This window comes from Janthinobacterium sp. GW822-FHT07H10 (assembly GCF_058798675.1).
This window is the reverse complement of sequence record NZ_JBXAKS010000001.1, coordinates 249,198-266,228: the sequence shown is the minus strand read 5'-3', so window position 1 is coordinate 266,228 and position 17,031 is coordinate 249,198. Positions and strand designations below refer to the sequence as shown.

The following is a 17,031-nucleotide window of genomic DNA, read 5'->3' as shown; positions in this document are numbered from 1 at the left end:
GCGGGCTTAGCGGCGCCGGAACAGGACAGCCTTGTCCACCAGCGCCGCCAGCGCCACGCCCGCCGTGTAGGCGACCAGGTCGACCCAGCCGAAGTGGGAACCGAGCACCAGGTGCCCCAGCGGATGGGCGCGGATGTCGCTGATCCACGGCGCCTGGTACAGCTGGCCGCATTCGACGGCAAAGCAGATCAGCAGCGATACCAGCGCCAGCTGCCACGTGCGCATCCGCGTGGCGAAGGCGCCCAGCGCGAAGACCACCATCATGGCCCACAAGGCGTCGCCCGGGTACTTGCCCAGGGCCTCAGGAACGAATTGGGGAAAGGCGCGCGAGGCCAGGCCCAGCGCGATGACAGCCACGGTTGCGCCCACCTGCAGCAGGCGGCGGCGTTCAGGTTTTACCAGGAACATATTTCCATTCAAAGACACAATACGGGCCGAACCATTGCGGCCCCGTTGTGTCCGGTATTGTACTGCGCCTGCCCTGCCCGCCTGGCGTCTATTTCGTCAGGGCAAGTTCAGCCTGGTCACGCTCCATCCAGCCGCACCTGCTCCGCCAGGAAATCGAGCAAGGCACGCACGCGCAGCGGCAGGTGGCCGCCCTGCCCCACATACACGGCATGCACTTCCTCGCTGTCGCCCGGATTGAACTCTTCCAGCACGGCCTGCAAACGGCCGGCCGCGATATCGTCGCGCACCTGGAAGGCGGCCAGGCGCGCCAGCCCCAGTCCCGCCAGCGCCAGTTGCCGCAAGGCTTCGCCATCGCTGGCCTGCGCATTGCCGGTGGCGGGCACGACGATGTCGCCGCCGGCCTGGCGCAGCGGCCAGCCGGACTTCGCCCGCGCATAGTTGGCGTCCAGCAAGTTGTGCGCCGCCAGGTCGGCCGGTGCCCGCGGCGTGCCGCGCCGCGCCAGGTACGCTGGTGCCGCCACGATCCGCATGCGCGTCTGGCCCAGCTTGCGCGCCATCAAGTTCGAGCTTTTCAGGGGGCCGGCCCGCACGGCCACGTCCGTGCGCTGTTCGAGGATATCGACGACGGCATCGGTGAGCACGATGTCGAGCGTCAGTTGCGGATAGCGTTCGAGGAACAAAGGCGCCAGCGGCAGCAGGAAATGCTGGCCGAACGGCACATTCGCGTTGACGCGCACCTTGCCGCGCGGCGTGCTCTGGATGCCGGCGCAGCGCTCGGCCTCGTCGAGGGCCGCCAGCACGCGCACGCCCCGCTCATACAGGCCGCAGCCTTCGGCCGTCAGCTGCAGCTGGCGCGTGGAACGGTTCAGCAGGCGGGCGCCGAGGCGCTGCTCCAGCCGCGACACCAGCTTGCTGACGGCCGACGGCGTCATGCCGCAGGCGCGCGCGGCGGCCGAAAAGCCGCCCAGTTCGATGACCCGCACAAATACTTCCAGCTCGCCGGAGCGATTGACGTCGCTTCTGCCCATTGTGAATTCAGCTCATAAATGTTCTTCGTTAACACAGTCTAGTGCATAAATGGCGGGAGCGGCATCATGGCGCATCCCCTTGATGGAGCACGACACCATGAAACCATTGCATGCCCTCCCCGCCACCGCCCTGCTGGCCCTGGCCCTGAACACCGTCGCCGCCCACGCGGCCGACGCCCACGCCGGTCCCCGTCCCGACGCCGGCTGGCTGGCCAGCTGGACGGCCAGTCCGCAAGCCGTGTGGGGACCGGACTTCCTCTTCCCCAGCAACGTGCCCGCCGTGCTGCACGGCCACACCGTGCGCCAGGTGGCGCGCGTGAGCGTGGGCGGCCGGCGCGTGCGCCTCGTGCTGTCGAATGCGTATGGCAAGGCGCCGCTGCGCATCGGCGCGGCCACGCTGGCGCTGGCGGCCAGCGGCCCGGCCATCCGTCCGGACAGCCTGCGCACGCTCACCTTTGCCGGCCGGTCTGCAGCCACCATCGCGCCCGGCGCCCCCCTCGTCAGCGATCCCGTCGATCTGGCCGTGCCGGACCTGGCGCGGCTGACGGTGAGCATCCACCTGCCGCAGACCAGCCCCATGTCGACCTTTCACTGGGATGGCCGCGAGACGGCGTGGCTCGCGCCGCATGACCAGACGCGCGCGGCCCACATCGACATCGCCCAGGCCGGCGGGCAAAGCACGACGGCGCGCCTGCTGCTCAGTGCCATCGAGGTGGAAGCGGCGCCAGGCGCGCAAGCCGTGGCCATCCTCGGCGATTCGATCACCGATGGCGCCAGCGCCAGCCTGGGCGGCGATGCGCGCTGGCCCGACGTGCTGGCCGAACGCCTGGCGCCGCAGGGCGTGGCCGTGCTCAATGCGGGTATTTCCGGTGGGAGATTGTTGTCCGACGGCATGGGCGAGAATGCGCTGGCCCGAGTCGAGCGCGACGTGCTGGCGCAGCCGGGCGTGCGCACGGTCATCGTCCTGATCGGCATCAATGACATCAGCTGGCCCGGCACGGCGTTCGCGCGGCAGGAGCGGCGTCCCACGCTGGAAGCATTAACGGCCGGCTATGCCCAGCTGCTGGCGCAGGCGCGCAGCCGCGGCGTGCGCGTGATCGGCGCCACCCTGACACCGTTCGAGGGCGCCCTGCCCGGCACGCCGCTCAGCGATTATTACCAGCCGGAAAAAGACGCGCTGCGCCAGCAACTGAACGCCTGGATACGCGACAGCGGCAGTTTCGATGCCGTACTGGACTTCGACGCATGGCTGCGCGATCCGGCCCACCCGCAGCGCCTGCTGCCCGCCTACGACTCGGGCGACCACCTGCACCCGGGCGACGCGGGCAACCGGACGCTGGCGGAAGGAATAGCCCTGCCGCTGCTGTTTAAAGATCAGTCGCCCAATCCCGCGTACAGGGCCGTGCTCAGGTAGCGCTCGCCGAACGAGGGGATGATGGTGACGATGGTCTTGCCCGCATTTTCCGGACGGCGCGCCACTTGCAGCGCGGCCCACAGGGCGGCGCCCGACGAGATACCGACGAGCAAGCCTTCGTCGCTGGCGGCCAGGCGCGCCGTGGCGAACGCATCGTCGTTTTTCACGCAAATGATTTCATCGTAGATGGCCGTGTTCAGGATCTGCGGCACGAAACCGGCGCCGATGCCCTGGATCGGGTGCGGGCCTTTCGTGCCTTTCGACAGCATCGGCGACGCTTCCGGTTCCACGGCGATCACGTGCAGGCCAGGCTTGCGCTCCTTCAGCACTTCGCCGATGCCGGTGATGGTGCCGCCCGTGCCCACGCCGGCCACGACGATGTCCACCTGGCCATCCGTGTCGCGCCAGATTTCCTCGGCCGTCGTGGCGCGGTGAATGGCGGGATTGGCCGGATTATTGAATTGTTGCAACATCAGATAGCGGGGGTCGGCCGCCACCAGCTCTTCGGCCTTGCGGATGGCGCCCAGCATGCCTTCGCTGCCGGGCGTGAGCACCAGCTCGGCACCGTAGGCGCGCAGCAGGATGCGCCGCTCGCGGCTCATGGTGTCGGGCATGACGAGGGTGCAGCGGTAGCCGCGCGCGGCGCAGACCATGGCCAGCGCGATGCCCGTGTTGCCGCTGGTGGGCTCGACGATGACGGTATCGGCATGGATCTTGCCCGCTGCTTCCGCCGCCACGATCATGGACAGGCCGATGCGGTCCTTGACGCTGTGGGCGGGATTGTAGAATTCGAGTTTGGCCAGGATGCTGGCATGGCAGCCGGCGGCGATGCGGTTGATGCGCACCAGGGGGGTGTTGCCGATCAGTTCAGTGACGTCGTTGGCGATGTTCATGGAAGGAATCTCCGCTATTTCAAGAAACCCCAGTCTACCGCTTTTGGCGGCGGCGCGAGCATGCGCCGCCGCCAAAGTGAACAATTACTTAACGTCCAGCAATTCCACGTCGAAGATCAGTGCCGAGTTCGGCGGGATCTCGCCATTGCCGGCGCCGCGCGGGCCATAGGCCAGTTCGCCAGGAATGACCAGGGTGCGCTTGCCGCCCACTTTCATGCCGGCCACGCCCTGGTCCCAGCCCTTGATGACCATGCCCTTGCCCAGCGGGAAGTCAAACGGGCCACGGCCCACGGAGCTGTCGAATTTCTTGCCGCGCGAATCTTTCGCCAGCGGACGGTACAGCCAGCCCGTGTAGTGCACGGATACGGTATTGCCGGCAATCGCTTCCTTGCCCGTGCCGACTTTGTTGTCGATGATGATCAGCTTGTCGGCGGCAGGGCCGGGGCTCAGCGATACGGCGGAGGCGGGAACAGGTGCTGGCGCCTGTGCCTGCGCCAGCGACGCGGCGACGGAGCAGATCAGGGCAAACAAAACGGAGCTACGCGTCATGATGTATTCTTTCATTGAGTTTCGGTGAGATCCCTGCACCAGCTGCGGACAGGGAACGCCAATGATAGCAAACCGCCGCAACGATATGAAAAACTTGTCGCCCGATTCACAGTTTCCCCGCCTGTTTTACGCGCTGTGGCCCGATGCCGCCACGCGCGCGGCGCTGGCCGCCTGGCAGGCGCCGCTGGGAGGCAAGCCCGTGCGTGCCGACAAATTGCACCTGACCCTGGCCTTCCTGGGACAGCGCCCCGCCGGCGAGCTGCCGGCCCTGCAAACCATCCTGGCGCAATTGCCGGCGCGCCCCATGCCGCTGGGATTCGATCACGTCAGCCACTTTCCCCGCCTGGCCCTCGCCTGGGCCGCCCTGGCGCAGCCGTCGCCTGCCTTGCTGGCCCTGCGCGCGGCCTGCATGCACAGCCTGGCGGAACAGGGACTGGCGCCCCGCTTCGAGCACGACCGCTTTACGCCGCACGTGACCCTGGCGCGCCAGGCGCCGCCGCCGGCCGCATACGCGCTGGCACCCATCGCCTGGCAGGCAAGCGAACTGGTGCTGGTGGAATCGCTGAAAAGCAGCGGCGACTACCGCATCGTGGGACGCCGGGAATTAAGTTAAGCGGCCTCTGGCACGGCGGCCAGTGTGTCCTGGCGCAAGGTTTTCAGCGCATGGGCGGCCGCCACCATGCCGAAGCTGGCCGTCACCACCACGCTGGAACCGAAGCCGGCGCAGTTCAGGCCCGTCACGCCGGCGGCCGTGCCGTCGATGGCGCACGCTTCCGCACTTTCGGGCGTCGTCAACGGTTCCATGGAAAACACGGCGTCGACATTGAACTTGTTTTTCACGCCACGGGGGAAACCATATTCGGTGCGCAACAGCTTGCGCACGCGCTTGAGCAGCGGCTCCTGTTCCGTTTTCGACAGGTCGCGCACGGCGATCAGGGTCGGGTCCGTCTGACCGCCGGCGCTGCCGATGGTCAGCATGGGAATGTTGCGCGCGCGGCAATACGCGATCACGGCCGCCTTCGCCTTGGCATTGTCGATGGCGTCGATCAGGTAATCGAAGTCGCGCCCGCCCAGCAATTGCTCGAGGTTATCGGGCGCAATGAAATCCTCGATCTGCGTGACCTGGCAACACGGGTTGATCAACTCGATGCGCTCGGCCAGGGCCGTGATCTTGGCCTTGCCGATGGTGTCGCTCATGGCCTGGATCTGGCGGTTGATGTTCGATTCGGCAACATTGTCGAGGTCGATCAGGGTCAGGCGGCCGATGGCGCTGCGCGCCAGCGCTTCGACGATCCAGGAACCGACGCCGCCCACGCCGATCACACACACATGGGCGGCGCGAAAGCGCGCCAGTGCGGGGGCGCCATACAGGCGGGCGATGCCGCCGAAACGGCGCTCGAAATCGATCTCGGTCAAGTCCATGGAAATTAGTTCATTGGTGGAGGTATGCATGCCGCCATTTTAACGGACACTGCGCTGGCGGATATTCTAAAATAGCCGAATTGACACAGCGACAAGGCCCGATTGTCGCCGCGCCCCCACACCGCCACCACGAGAACTCGCCATGACCTCTCCCCTGTTCGACTCCGTTCCCGGCTTTGACCAGCCCATCGCCGTACTCAAGCATTGCCACGACAAGATCCGCAAGCAACTGAGCACCCTGCAAAACCTGCCGGGCCACCTGGCACAGCATGGCAATACGGCGGAGGCGCAGCAGGCGGCCAGGGCCGTGTTGCAATACTTCAATAAAGCCGCCCATCTGCACCATGACGATGAAGAGCAAGACCTGATGCCGATGCTGCAAGCGACCGCCACGGGCGACGACGCCGCGCTGCTGGCCACCCTGGTGCCGGACATCCTGGCCGACCACCAGCGCATGGACCAGGCCTGGCTGACCTTGCGCCCGGCGCTCGACGCCATCGCGGCCGGCACGGGCACGCAGCTGTCCGCCGCCGGCGTGCACGATTACGCGGCCGCCTACCAGGCGCACATGAGCAAGGAAGAGGGCCAGCTGGCGCCCATGGCCAAGCGCCTGTTCAGCGCGCAGCAGATGGAACAGCTGGGCACGGCCATGCAGCGCCGCCGCGGCATCGCGCCCGATGCCCCCGCAGCGGCGGCGCCGGCACGGCCCGGGCCAAGCGCCGCCCTGACCGCCATGCGCACCGATTATGTCCAGTCCAGCCTGAGCGAGACGGACGTGCTGGCCGACCCCATCGCGCAATTCCGGAAATGGTTTGACGAAGCTGTCCAGGCCCAGGTGATCGAGCCGAACGCCATGGACTTGGCCACCGTCAATGCTGACGGCAAGCCCAGTTCGCGCATCGTGCTGATCAAGCAGTTCGACGAGCGCGGCTTTACCTGGTACACGAATTACGCCAGCGACAAGGGCCAGCAGCTCGAGCACAACCCGCATGCGGCCCTGCTGTTCTTCTGGCGCGAGCTGGAGCGCCAGGTGCGCATCGAAGGCACGGTGGTGAAAACCTCGGCCGCCGAAAGCGACGAGTATTTCAATGTGCGCCCACTGCAAAGCCGCTTGTCGGCCATCGCCTCGCAACAGAGCGCACCGATCGCCGACCGCGCCGCGCTGGAAGCGAATTACGAAGCCGTGGCCGCCGCCATCGGCGAGGCGCAGCCGCCACGTCCGGCCCACTGGGGCGGCTACCGCTTGCAGCCGGAACGCATCGAGTTCTGGCAAGGCCGCCGCTCGCGCTTCCACGACCGCATCGTGTTTACGCGCGGCGCCGACGGGCAATGGAGCTTGCAACGATTACAACCCTGAGCGCGCCGCAAAGCAAGCTCGACAATATAGGTGTAGGCTATGAGGGATAGAGGTTAAATAACATTGTTGCTCAATTTGCGGCCGCCAGCGGCCGCTTCATTGGAGGCCATTTTGTTTGTACAAAACCAACTCAAGTCCTGGATTGCCGGTATCCGCAGCAAGACCGCCTTGCCCCTGCGCATAGAACTGTGGAACGGCCAGCATGTCGACCTGTCGAGCGAAGCGCCCAGAGTCACCATCCGCCTGCCGACAGCCGCCTCGGCCCGCTATCTGCTCAATCCATCGCTGGCCAACCTCGGTTCGGCCTATGTGGAAGGCAATATCGAGGTCAAGGGCACGGCCATGGACATGATCGCCATCTGCAACGCGCTGGCGCGCAACACGCTCAAGCCCGAAGGCAAGCTGGCCCGCATCGTGCGCAGCTTTACGCATGACAAGAGCAAGGATGCCGAGGCCATCCGCTATCACTACGACGTGTCGAATGCGTTCTACGAACAGTTTCTCGACCCCGCCCTCGTGTATTCCTGCGCCTACTTTGAAAACGGCGATGAAACCCTGGCCCAGGCGCAGGTGAAGAAGATCGACCATATCCTGAAGAAAATCCAGCTGCAGCCGGGCCAGACCCTGCTCGACATCGGCTGCGGCTGGGGAGCGCTGGTCATCCGTGCAGCACAGCAATACGGCGCCCGTTGCGTCGGCGTGACCCTGTCGGAAAACCAGTATGCGCTGGCGCGCGAGCGCGTGGCGGCGGCCGGCCTGGCGCACCTGGTCGAGATCCGCCTGCAAGACTACCGCGATGTGACGGGCCAGTTCGACCGCATCACCAGCGTGGGCATGTTCGAGCACGTGGGCCTGAAACACTTGCCCGACTATTTTTCCATCATCAACAAACTGCTGGCGCCCGACGGCATGGCGATGAACCACGGCATCACCTCGACCGACCCGGACAATGGCGAAACGCCGTACGGCGGCGGCGAATTCATCGAGAAATATGTGTTTCCGCACGGCGAACTGGCGCACATCGGCAATGTGCTCAAGACCATGCAGCAGGGGGGGCTGGAAGTGCTGGACGTGGAAAACCTGCGCCGCCACTATGCGCGCACCTGCGCCCTGTGGACGGAAAATTTCGAAGCCCACGCCGAGCAGATCCGTCCCCTGGCGGGCGAGCGGCGCTTCCGCATCTGGCACGTCTACCTGGCCGGCTGCGCATATGCCTTCGAGCAAGACCTGATCAGCCTGTACCAGATCGTCTGCGTGAAGGCGGGCCGGCGTTCCTCGACCCTGCCGTGGTCGCGCAATTACATGTATGAGGCGGCGCACCTGCCGGCGCCAGCGCCCGTGCTGGCGGGCTGAGCAGCCAGCCGGCTGCCCGGGCCGGCGTCCCGCGCACGCCTCACTTCAGGCGGTTCGCATACATGGCGCGAAATTTCGCCACCTTGGGCGCCACCACGAAAGCGCAATACCCCTGCAGGGGATGTTGCTCGAAGTAATTCTGGTGATAATCCTCGGCCGGGTAATACGCCTGTGCGGGCGCCAGTTCCGTGACGATGGGCGCATCCCACACGCCGGCCATCTCGGCGATGACCTTGCGCGCCACCTTTTCCTGCCCGGCCGACTGGTAATAGATGACGGAGCGATATTGCGTCCCGACATCATTGCCCTGGCGATTCAGGGTGGTGGGGTCGTGCAGCGTAAAGAATATTTCCAGCAAGTCATGGTAGCTGATGATGGCCGGATCGAATTCCAGCCGCACCACCTCCGCGTGTCCCGTCTGGCCCGTGCAAATCTGCTCGTACGTGGGCGCCGGCACGCTGCCGCCCGTGTAGCCGGACTCGACGCGCGTCACGCCGCGCGCTTCCAGGTACACGGCGGCCAGGCACCAAAAGCAGCCGCCGCCGAGTACCGCGACTTCCGTCTGTCCATCCATGATGCTCTCCCCCGTCGATGCGATCCCGGACCGGTGCCGGCCCTTGAAAGACAGGAAATACTTGTCTCTTCCACCACTGTAACGCAAAGCGCCATGGCTTGCAGCGCCGCTTGAAACGGCGCGTGGCCCACCGCACATAGGGGCATGCCGGCCAGGATTGCGCTGGCATGGCCGATTTTTGGCATAATGTCAGCAAATAGACAGGTTTCCCATGAACACACGCTCTCCCCGCGCGCCAGCGCAAGAATTCGATACGACCCATTTCCGCCAAGCACTTTCGCAGTTTGCGACGGGCGTGACGGTGATCACCACGCGCCTGGCCGATGGCAGCTTCCGTGGATTGACGGCCAGCTCCTTCAATTCCGTCTCGCTGTCACCGCCGCTGGTGCTGTGGAGCCTCGGTTCCGTGGCGAACAGCATGCCCATCTTCAGCGGCAATTCGCATTACGTCATCAATGTGCTGGGCGCCGACCAGGCGGAACTGGCGCAGCGCTTTTCACGCCGCACGCCAAACCCGTTCGACGACGTCGAGTACGAACTGTCGCGCACGGGCCAGCCCATCCTGAAAGGGGCGTCGGCCTGGTTCGAGTGCCACAACCGCAGCCGCTATCCGGAAGGCGACCACGTCATTTTCGTGGGCGAAGTGGAACAATGCGCGTTTGCCGCGCAGGCGCCCTTGATCTTCCACAATGGAAAGTTCAATACGCCGCCAGCCTGAGCGGGACAAAAAAAAATCCGCCGAAGCGGATTTTTTGCATTACAGGGTAAAGTTATACCCGATGCTGACGCTCACGGCGAGCGGGTCGAGCTTGATGTCCTGCGTCTGCCCCGTCGAGAATTTCGCCTTGGTTTTCAGGAAGGTCTTGACCACGGCCACGTCGGCAAACCAGCGCTCGTTAAGGGCCAGCGTGCTGCCGACCACCAGGCTGCCGGCCAGCTTGTTATCCATGCGGTAGGTGACTGGCTTGCCACCCGGATCCAGCAAGGCCGTCAGCTGTCCCGAACCTTTTTCCTTCTGAAAATAGGCATACGTCAGGCCCGCGCCCACGTAAGGGCGGATCATCGCATTGGGCTGGAAGAAACGGTACTGGACGAACGCCGTTGGCGGCAAGGCTTCCGCCGTCCCCAGCTTGCCCGTGCCCTTGATGGCGCCGTCACCGACCAGTTCATGCTTGTATGGCACGCCGAGGATCATTTCAGCGGAAATATTGTCTGTGATCATGTAGGCAAACGTCAGGATGGGCTTGGTATCCGACTTGACGTCGGCCTTGGTGCCCGGCAAGGCTGGCGCTGACACGTCGCCACTGTCCACATGCGGCGTGATCTTGTTGAGGCCAACCTTGGCCATCCAGGTGCCTGCGCTTTGCGCCGAAGCGCCCGTCGCCACGACCATCGCGGCAGCGGCGGCCAGCACGCGTACAGCGGTATTCAAACGATTCTTCATCTTGTCTCCTGATTCATTATGTGCGGAGTGTTCCGCTATCGAGTCTTGTCGCTGCCGGCGCCGGCCCTGCCCCGAAGGCATGGCCGGCGCGGCCTTCCCTTACAGCCAACCGCGCACGACCATTTCCTTGGCCACGAAGCGGGCCAGCAACAGGTTGTTGAACGGCGTAGGATGCACATCGTCGGCATACGCATAGTGGCTGACGTCACCCGATTTCAGGTTCGTGCCATTGCATACCAGCGAGCTGCCCAGTACGTTCTTCGCCGGCGTCAGGTCGCACGCCGTCTCGCTGACGTTGGTCAAGCCATACGGGCCGGGATTGACGCCCTGGTCATGGCTGACGGCAAACACGTCGACCAGCAAGACTTTCGCATTGCCATTCAAGCCAGTGCTCAGTTCGCTGTTATAGGCGCTGACCATGGCGTTGATGAGTGCCTTGGTATTGGCATCCTTGCTCAAGCCCGATGGCGTGCCGGCCACGTCCGGCAGATTGTTGACCACCACATAGTTGGCGCCCTTGGCGATGACCTGGTCCTTGACCAGCGCCACCAGCTCCTTGCCTGCCAGCGCCATGGAAGCAACCAGCGCCGGGCCTTGGGCCGCAGCGTAGTCGGCACCGGCCTTGGCGCCGGCGGCATTGCCCGTCACCGTCGCATCGGCTTGCGCCTTGGCGACCAGCGGGCCATAGACGGCTGGCGCAGCTACCGCCGTATTGCCGGCAATCACAGCAGCCTGCACGGCAGCGGCCACGATCGTTGTCGGCGTGGCGCCCGGCGCCGTGCTGGCGGTCTGGACGGCAGCACCGATCGACGCCGCCGCCGTGGCGGGGTTGGTGGCGCCGGCGGCCAGGGCCAGGGTCAGATTGGTGGCGAATGCCTTGGCGCCCGCATCCGCGCCAGCCTTCGTGCCAGCCGCCGTCGCGCCGGCCTGCAGTGCACCGAGCTGGTACAGCACGTCATTGCCGCCAGCCATTACGAAGACGGCTTCCGTGCCGCTGAACTTGCCGCCGGAAACGGCCAGGTGATTGGCGATCTGCGTCACCACCGGCACCGTCAGCGCGCCCAGCGCGCTGCCCGTCAGCTTGTTGTTCGGGCCGACCGGATTGGTCACGCGCGAGCCGCCCATGGCGTAGCCAAAGCAGCCCGCATGCTTGACGCGGGCGACAGCCAGGCCTTGCGCGGCATCGCCTTCCAGTCCCGTTTCGGCGGCGCATGGCGCGGCCAGGCCAAATTGGGCGGCCAGGTGCTCGGTCCAGTTCTTGCCCGTCAGTTCAGGATTGATCTTGGTATTGTCGCCATTGATGGTGAACTTGCCGCCACCGAGCTTGGCCACGGTGCCGACGGCGTACGACCCCACGTCGGACAGGCTGTCGCCGAATGACACCTGCGCCGTATATTTGACTTTCAAGGCTTGATCACCGCCACTGGCGCCGCCGCAACCTGCCAGGACAGCCGCTGCCAGCACGGCCAGCGCGAATTTGGTTTGATGCATTTTGTCTCCTCGGTCTTTTTTCTGGTTTCTAAACGAACGGGCGTGCTATTCGCTACCCAACTAATATGCCATCGTTCCTCAGGCTTGTATAGAAAATATGTTTTAAAAATCAACGAAATAACAACAGCGCGACACCCGGCCGCAGTGGAACGGATGTCTGGATTATGGAGGATTTAAGATGTTTCGTGGCAAGCATCTCTATTGCGCTGCATCAAGAAAAAGCCCCTTGCGGGGCTTTTGTCAGGCTGATAGAAATTGCTGCAAGATACCACTTGAGCCGAACGCGGCACGCCGCAAACGGTCATTGATGCCCAGCCACTCGGGGCCGGTCGGCGGCGCTTCCACCAGGATCAGCTCGGCACCGACCTGGTCCATCGTGCGCAGCGAGGCGTACAGCGCATGCGCATAGCTGTGCGGGTCCGCTTCCAGGCGCACGCTGGCGCTGGCCGGCGGCATGTCCGAATAATGGATCAGGGCTACGCGGCGCTCGTCGTTGAGCAAGCGGTTCAGCGTCTCGCCCAGTTCATCGCTGTGCTGCATCGCAACAGGCGTGTGTGGCGCGTAATGCGATTCCAGCGTGCCCGATGCGCGCGGCGCGGCCGCATCGGCCATGGCCGGCGCGCGGCCAATGACGGCGGCGATCTGCTCGCTGCTGATATGGCCAGGACGCAACAACACGGGGCCATGCGTGGCCAGGCGCGACAGGTCGACGATGGTCGACTCGATGCCGACGTCGCTCTGCCCGCCATCGAGCACCGCGCCCAGCAAGCCGCTGTCCAGTTCCGCATCGAATTCGTCGCGCACGTGCTGTGCCGTGGTCGGGCTGACATTGCCGAACTTGTTCGCCGACGGCGCCGCCAGGCCCCCCTTGCCGCCCTTGAACGTGCCTAGCAATGCGATAGCCACCGGGTGCGACGGACAGCGCAAGCCCACCGTATCCTGGCCGCCGGAGACGGCGTCGGGAATGTGCGCGGCGCGCTTGAGGATCAGGGTCAGCGGACCGGGCCAGAAGGCGGCCACCAGTTGCTGCGCTTCTTGCGGGATATCATCGGACCAGTGCGCCAGATCGGCGTCCGGCGCCACGTGCACGATCACCGGGTGGTCGGAAGGCCGGCCCTTGGCTTCATAGATGCGCGCCACGGCGGCCGGATTTTCCGCGTCGGCGCCCAGGCCGTACACGGTTTCTGTCGGGAACGCGACGAGACCGCCCGCTTCCAGCACGGCGGCCGCCGCCGCGATGGCGGCCTGGTCCAGATTCTGTTCGGGCACGCTCACGGCGCGATTCCCAGGATCAGGCAAGCGTCGCGCAGGCGCTGCTGCGCTTCCGGCAGGCTGGCAGCCACCAGGGTCAGATGGCCCATCTTGCGTCCACGGCGCGGATCGTCCTTGCCGTACAGGTGCAGGCAGGCGCCCGGCAGGGCCAGGATGCGCTCCCAGGCCGGCTCGCAGGCGACATCGCTGCCGTCGGCAAACCAGGCATCGCCGAGGATGTTGAGCATCACGGCCGGCGAATGCTGGCGCACGTCGCCCAGCGGCAAGCGCGCCATGGCCCGCACCTGTTGCGCGAACTGGCTGGTGACGCAGGCATCCATCGTGTAGTGGCCGCTGTTATGCGGACGCGGCGCCATTTCATTGACCACCAGGCTGCCGTCGGTCAAGACAAAAAATTCGATGCACAGCACGCCAACATAGCCGAGCTCGGCGACCATGGCTTGCGCCGCCCGCTGCGCCCTGGCGGCGCTGTCGGCGGACACGTTCGGGCCCGGCACGGTGGTGGTAAACAGCACGCCGTCGCGGTGCACGTTTTCGGCGATCGGATACACGACCGACTGGCCATCCGCGCCGCGCGCCGTCAGCACCGACACTTCGTAGGCCAGCGGCAACATTTTTTCCAACAGGCAAGTCACCTGGCCCATTTCCTCGAAAGCGGCACGCACCTCGTCGCGCGTGCGCACGCGGTACTGGCCCTTGCCGTCATAGCCCATGCGCACGGTTTTCAGTATGCCCGGCAGCAAGTCGTCGACTATGCCGTCGATGTCAAGCTGCGTGGCGATGACCATGTGCGGCGCCGGCAGCACGCCCGATGTCTGCGCGCAGTCGACAAAGAAACGCTTTTCGGCGATGCGGTCTTGCGCTACCGACACGCCATGCGCATTGGGCGCCACGAACACGTGGCCGGCCAGGCGCGACAGGCTGTCGGCCGGCACGTTTTCGAATTCCGTGGTGACGGCCAGGCACTGGGCGGCCAAGGCGTCGAGGCCGTCAAGGTCGTCGTAGCCGGCGTTGATCAGGCGCTGCGCCACCTGCCCCGCAGGGCAGCTGGCGGCCGGCTCCAGCACAGGTTCAAGAACTGCAACCTGATAGCCCATGCTCTGGGCGGCCTGGGCAAACATGCGGCCGAGCTGGCCGCCGCCCATCACGCCCAGCCACGCCGGTGGATTGGCGGAGGGCAACAATGGGGAAGTCAATTTACTATTCATTATTTTTCAAGCACATTAGTCTAGCGGCAATACCATGGCCTTGGCGGCGGCCGTTTGCGTGACGCGGAACGCCTCGAGCTGGTCGGCCAGGGCGTCGTCGGTGGCGGCAAGCATCGCCACCGCCGTCAGCGCCGCATTCGCCGCGCCCGCTTCGCCGATGGCGAAGGTCGACACCGGCACGCCCTTGGGCATTTGCAGGATCGACAGCATGGAATCTTCGCCGCGCAGGTATTTCGACGGCACGGGCACGCCCAGCACCGGCACGATGGTCATCGCGGCCACCATGCCAGGCAGGTGGGCCGCGCCGCCGGCGCCGGCGATGATGGCGCGCAAGCCGCGCGCGCGCGCGCTTTTCGCGTAGGCAAACATTTCGTCGGGCATGCGGTGCGCGGAAATGACTTGCGCCTCGAATGGCACGCCAAACTGTTTCAGGATGGAAACTGCATTCTGCATCACGTCCCAATCCGAGGACGAGCCCATGATGACGCCGACCAGCGGCTTATTCTGCTCAGTCATCTCAGGCCTTCAGCTTCTCGCCCGTCAGGCGTTCGATGGCTTCGAAATACTTGGCCTGGGTTTTTTCGATGACGTCGGCCGGCAGCGCAGGCGCCGGTGCGGTTTTGCCCCACGTCAATGTTTCCAGGTAGTCGCGCACGAATTGCTTGTCGAACGACGGTGGCGAGATGCCAGGCTGGTACGAATCCGCCGGCCAGAAGCGCGACGAATCGGCCGTCAGCACTTCATCCATCAGATGCATGACGCCATTGTCGTCCAGGCCGAATTCGAACTTGGTGTCGGCGATGATGATGCCGCGCGTGGCGGCGTAGTCGGCGGCGGCCTTGTACAGGGCAATGGCCACGTCGCGCATCTTGGCGGCCAGTTCCGCGCCGATGCGCTGTTCCATGTCCGCAAAGCTGATGTTTTCATCATGCTCGCCCAGCTCGGCCTTGGCGGCCGGCGTGAAGATCGGTTCCGGCAGCTTTTGCGCCTGTTGCAGGCCGGCTGGCAATTCGATGCCGCAGATGCTGCCCGTATCCTGGTAATCCTTCCAGCCCGAACCGATGATGTAGCCGCGCACGACCGCCTCGACCATGATGGGCTTCAAACGCTTGGCGACGACGGCGCGGCCCCGCACCTGCTCCACTTCCTCGGGCGCCACCACGGACTCCGGCGCCACGCCGGTCAAGTGATTCGGCACGATGCGGCCCAGTTTCTCGAACCAGAAGTCGCTCATCTGGTTGAGGACCTTGCCCTTGCCGGGAATCGGTTCGTTCATGACGACATCGAAGGCCGACAGGCGGTCGGTGGTGACGATCAGGATCTTGTCGTCGCCGACGGCATAGTTGTCGCGGACCTTGCCGTGGCCCAGCAGTGGCAGGGATTGGATGGAAGTCTGATAGAGGCTGTTCATAGCGGAGGGAATGATGTGATGAAACGAAACCGGCAGGCAGGGGACGCCCGCCGGTCGAGAAAATCGGGCACCAGGATACGCTATCTGCGTATGCCTGCTGCCCGTTCCAGACAGAATTTTACTTCACAATTTGCGACAGCTCGCCGGCCTTGTAGCGCTCGGCCATTTTTTCCATCGTGATGACCTTGATTTTCGACGCCTGGCCTTCGCAGCCGAACGCCTGCATGCGGGCGCGCACGATCTGCTCGGCAGCGGTGCGGGCCGGCTTCAGGAAGTCGCGCGGGTCGAATTTCGATGGATTTTCAAACAGGTATTTGCGGATCGCGGCCGTCATCGCCAGGCGGATGTCGGTGTCGATGTTGATCTTGCGCACGCCGTGACGGATGCCTTCCTGGATTTCTTCCACCGGCACGCCGTAGGTTTCCTTCATGTCACCGCCGAATTCGCGGATGATGGCCAGCAATTCCTGCGGCACCGACGACGAGCCGTGCATCACCAGGTGGGTGTTCGGGATGCGCGCGTGGATTTCCTTGATGCGGTCGATGGCCAGGATGTCGCCCGTCGGCTTGCGCGTAAACTTGTAGGCGCCGTGCGAGGTGCCGATGGCGATGGCCAGGGCGTCGCACTGGGTACGCTGCACGAAGTCGGCAGCTTGCGCCACGTCCGTCAGCAGTTGCTCGCGGGTCATGGTGCCGTCGGCGCCGTGGCCGTCTTCCTTGTCACCCTTCATGGTTTCCAGCGAACCGAGCACGCCCAGTTCCGCTTCCACCGTCACGCCGATGGCGTGCGAGAACTTCACTACTTCGCGCGACACTTCCACGTTGTATTCGTAGGAAGCCACCGACTTGCCGTCCGCTTCCAGCGAACCGTCCATCATCACGGACGTGAAGCCCGAGCGGATGGCGGCCATGCAGACGGCCGGCGACTGGCCGTGATCCTGGTGCATGACGACGGGAATGTGCGGGTACGCTTCGACGGCCGCGTCGATCAGGTGGCGCAGGAAGGCTTCGCCCGCGTATTTGCGGGCGCCGGCGGACGCCTGCATGATCACCGGCGAGTTCAGGGCATCGGCGGCGGCCATGATGGCTTGCACTTGCTCCAGGTTATTGACGTTGAAAGCAGGAATGCCATAGCCGTTTTCGGCGGCATGGTCCAGCAGTTGACGCATGGATACGAGAGACATGGTAATACTCCAGATAACAATAGA

The 17,031-nt window shown here is 64.8% G+C and carries 18 protein-coding genes; 5 read left to right on the top strand and 13 right to left on the bottom strand.

All coding sequences use genetic code 11. From position 1 onward, the window contains the following. Positions 1 to 6: 6 nt before the first annotated feature. Together AC1RDJ_RS01240 and AC1RDJ_RS01235 are read right to left on the bottom strand one after the other, a co-directional pair. Positions 7 to 408 carry a ribosomal maturation YjgA family protein gene (locus AC1RDJ_RS01240; protein ID WP_071321864.1) on the bottom strand — a complete coding sequence of 134 codons (402 nt, stop codon included), beginning with the start codon at positions 406 to 408 and terminating at the stop codon, positions 7 to 9. A gap of 116 nt (positions 409 to 524) precedes the next feature. Then, positions 525 to 1,436 carry a LysR family transcriptional regulator gene (locus AC1RDJ_RS01235; protein ID WP_493026283.1) on the bottom strand — a complete coding sequence of 304 codons (912 nt, stop codon included), beginning with the start codon at positions 1,434 to 1,436 and terminating at the stop codon, positions 525 to 527. Positions 1,437 to 1,533: 97 nt separating this feature from the next. Here AC1RDJ_RS01235 and AC1RDJ_RS01230 point away from each other — a divergent pair, with 97 nt between their 5' ends. Next, entirely contained in the window at positions 1,534 to 2,850 is a 1,317-nt protein-coding gene (locus tag AC1RDJ_RS01230; RefSeq protein WP_493026282.1) for an SGNH/GDSL hydrolase family protein, read from the top strand. Here the strand turns inward: AC1RDJ_RS01230 and cysK are convergent. Together cysK and AC1RDJ_RS01220 are read right to left on the bottom strand one after the other, a co-directional pair. Beyond that, on the bottom strand, positions 2,811 to 3,743 hold the full coding sequence (gene cysK, locus AC1RDJ_RS01225) for a cysteine synthase A (protein WP_071321861.1): 933 nt from the start codon (positions 3,741 to 3,743) through the stop codon (positions 2,811 to 2,813). The two genes, AC1RDJ_RS01230 and cysK, sit on opposite strands and share 40 nt — an antisense overlap. An 84-nt stretch (positions 3,744 to 3,827) precedes the next feature. Then, on the bottom strand, positions 3,828 to 4,292 hold the full coding sequence (locus AC1RDJ_RS01220; RefSeq protein WP_071321860.1) for an FKBP-type peptidyl-prolyl cis-trans isomerase: 465 nt from the start codon (positions 4,290 to 4,292) through the stop codon (positions 3,828 to 3,830). Between the two features lie 94 nt (positions 4,293 to 4,386). Between AC1RDJ_RS01220 and thpR the strand changes: the two genes are divergently transcribed. Continuing rightward, on the top strand, positions 4,387 to 4,905 hold the full coding sequence (gene thpR / locus AC1RDJ_RS01215; RefSeq protein ID WP_493026281.1) for an RNA 2',3'-cyclic phosphodiesterase: 519 nt from the start codon (positions 4,387 to 4,389) through the stop codon (positions 4,903 to 4,905). Here the strand turns inward: thpR and tcdA are convergent. Continuing rightward, the gene (gene tcdA, locus AC1RDJ_RS01210) at positions 4,902 to 5,744 is read right to left on the bottom strand and encodes a tRNA cyclic N6-threonylcarbamoyladenosine(37) synthase TcdA (protein ID WP_071321858.1); all 843 of its coding nucleotides are present in this window, start codon (positions 5,742 to 5,744) and stop codon (positions 4,902 to 4,904) included. The genes thpR and tcdA overlap by 4 nt on opposite strands. Before the next feature lie 112 nt (positions 5,745 to 5,856). Between tcdA and pdxH the strand changes: the two genes are divergently transcribed. Together pdxH and AC1RDJ_RS01200 are read left to right on the top strand one after the other, a co-directional pair. Continuing rightward, positions 5,857 to 7,071: a pyridoxamine 5'-phosphate oxidase gene (gene pdxH / locus AC1RDJ_RS01205; protein WP_493026280.1), complete on the top strand. Its 1,215-nt coding sequence runs from the start codon at positions 5,857 to 5,859 to the stop codon at positions 7,069 to 7,071. A 111-nt stretch (positions 7,072 to 7,182) separates the two neighbouring features. Continuing rightward, positions 7,183 to 8,424, top strand: a complete 1,242-nt coding sequence (locus AC1RDJ_RS01200) for an SAM-dependent methyltransferase (protein WP_071326186.1) — start codon at positions 7,183 to 7,185, stop codon at positions 8,422 to 8,424. A 40-nt stretch (positions 8,425 to 8,464) separates the two neighbouring features. Here the strand turns inward: AC1RDJ_RS01200 and msrA are convergent, their stop codons facing one another. Beyond that, the gene (gene msrA / locus AC1RDJ_RS01195) at positions 8,465 to 8,998 is read right to left on the bottom strand and encodes a peptide-methionine (S)-S-oxide reductase MsrA (RefSeq protein WP_071321856.1); all 534 of its coding nucleotides are present in this window, start codon (positions 8,996 to 8,998) and stop codon (positions 8,465 to 8,467) included. Positions 8,999 to 9,209: 211 nt separating this feature from the next. Between msrA and AC1RDJ_RS01190 the strand changes: the two genes are divergently transcribed. Continuing rightward, positions 9,210 to 9,716: a flavin reductase family protein gene (locus AC1RDJ_RS01190; RefSeq protein WP_071321855.1), complete on the top strand. Its 507-nt coding sequence runs from the start codon at positions 9,210 to 9,212 to the stop codon at positions 9,714 to 9,716. Positions 9,717 to 9,755: 39 nt separating this feature from the next. Here AC1RDJ_RS01190 and AC1RDJ_RS01185 read toward each other — a convergent pair whose 3' ends face one another. The 7 genes from AC1RDJ_RS01185 to fba all read right to left on the bottom strand — a co-directional run bounded on the left by AC1RDJ_RS01185 (position 9,756) and on the right by fba (position 17,007). Beyond that, the gene (locus tag AC1RDJ_RS01185) at positions 9,756 to 10,442 is read right to left on the bottom strand and encodes an OmpW/AlkL family protein (protein WP_071321854.1); all 687 of its coding nucleotides are present in this window, start codon (positions 10,440 to 10,442) and stop codon (positions 9,756 to 9,758) included. A 99-nt stretch (positions 10,443 to 10,541) separates the two neighbouring features. Further along, entirely contained in the window at positions 10,542 to 11,933 is a 1,392-nt protein-coding gene (locus tag AC1RDJ_RS01180) for an SGNH/GDSL hydrolase family protein (protein WP_071321853.1), read from the bottom strand. A 240-nt stretch (positions 11,934 to 12,173) separates the two neighbouring features. Then, the gene (locus tag AC1RDJ_RS01175) at positions 12,174 to 13,208 is read right to left on the bottom strand and encodes an L-threonylcarbamoyladenylate synthase (protein WP_493026279.1); all 1,035 of its coding nucleotides are present in this window, start codon (positions 13,206 to 13,208) and stop codon (positions 12,174 to 12,176) included. Next, on the bottom strand, positions 13,205 to 14,413 hold the full coding sequence (locus AC1RDJ_RS01170; RefSeq protein WP_493026278.1) for a 5-(carboxyamino)imidazole ribonucleotide synthase: 1,209 nt from the start codon (positions 14,411 to 14,413) through the stop codon (positions 13,205 to 13,207). Before AC1RDJ_RS01170 ends, AC1RDJ_RS01175 begins: the two co-directional genes overlap by 4 nt. A gap of 15 nt (positions 14,414 to 14,428) precedes the next feature. Next, positions 14,429 to 14,929, bottom strand: coding sequence for a 5-(carboxyamino)imidazole ribonucleotide mutase (purE, locus tag AC1RDJ_RS01165; protein WP_289884651.1), 501 nt, complete (start codon positions 14,927 to 14,929; stop codon positions 14,429 to 14,431). 1 nt (position 14,930) lies between these two features. Beyond that, complete coding sequence (locus AC1RDJ_RS01160) at positions 14,931 to 15,824, bottom strand: phosphoribosylaminoimidazolesuccinocarboxamide synthase (protein ID WP_493026277.1); 894 nt, start codon at positions 15,822 to 15,824, stop codon at positions 14,931 to 14,933. Positions 15,825 to 15,942: 118 nt separating this feature from the next. Next, positions 15,943 to 17,007, bottom strand: coding sequence for a class II fructose-bisphosphate aldolase (fba, locus tag AC1RDJ_RS01155; protein WP_010401625.1), 1,065 nt, complete (start codon positions 17,005 to 17,007; stop codon positions 15,943 to 15,945). Positions 17,008 to 17,031: the final 24 nt, after the last annotated feature.